The sequence below is a fragment of the Brevibacterium sp. SIMBA_078 genome (assembly GCF_046534565.1).
Classification (GTDB): Bacteria; Actinomycetota; Actinomycetes; order Actinomycetales; family Brevibacteriaceae; genus Brevibacterium.
Genome location: NZ_JAWRYQ010000131.1, coordinates 1 through 298 on the forward strand (window position 1 = coordinate 1; position 298 = coordinate 298).

Annotated in this window: 2 protein-coding genes; both read left to right on the forward strand. The window is 59.4% G+C overall.

Going from position 1 to position 298, the window contains the following annotated elements; translation table 11 throughout:
- The first annotated feature begins 4 nt into the window (after positions 1-4).
- Positions 5-121, forward strand: a complete 117-nt coding sequence (locus tag SB749_RS19160; RefSeq protein WP_410711699.1) for an SDR family oxidoreductase — start codon at positions 5-7, stop codon at positions 119-121.
- Positions 122-198: 77 nt separating this feature from the next.
- The coding region (locus SB749_RS19165) for an L-rhamnose isomerase (RefSeq protein WP_410711700.1) at positions 199-298 on the forward strand (100 nt) is incomplete at its 3' end.

Below are 298 nucleotides of genomic sequence, written 5' to 3' on the forward strand. Positions count from 1 at the left end.
CTCGGTGCTTCCCGAAGACATCGCCGAGGCGGCCTATTTCCTGGCATCTGACCGGTCGGCCAAGTCAACTGGCAACATCATCAACGTCGACGCCGGGAACAAGGAAGCGTTCACCCGCTGAGCGCGCGGCGGGTCGAAAATCCACCCTACATACATGAGCTAGGGTGGGTATGTGACTCACCTCTGGGAGGAATATCAATGACTTACGAACAGGCCCGCGAGGCCTTTGCCCAATGGGGTGTCGACACGGAGGCCGCACTGGCAACGCTCGCCACCATCCCGATTTCGATGCATTGCT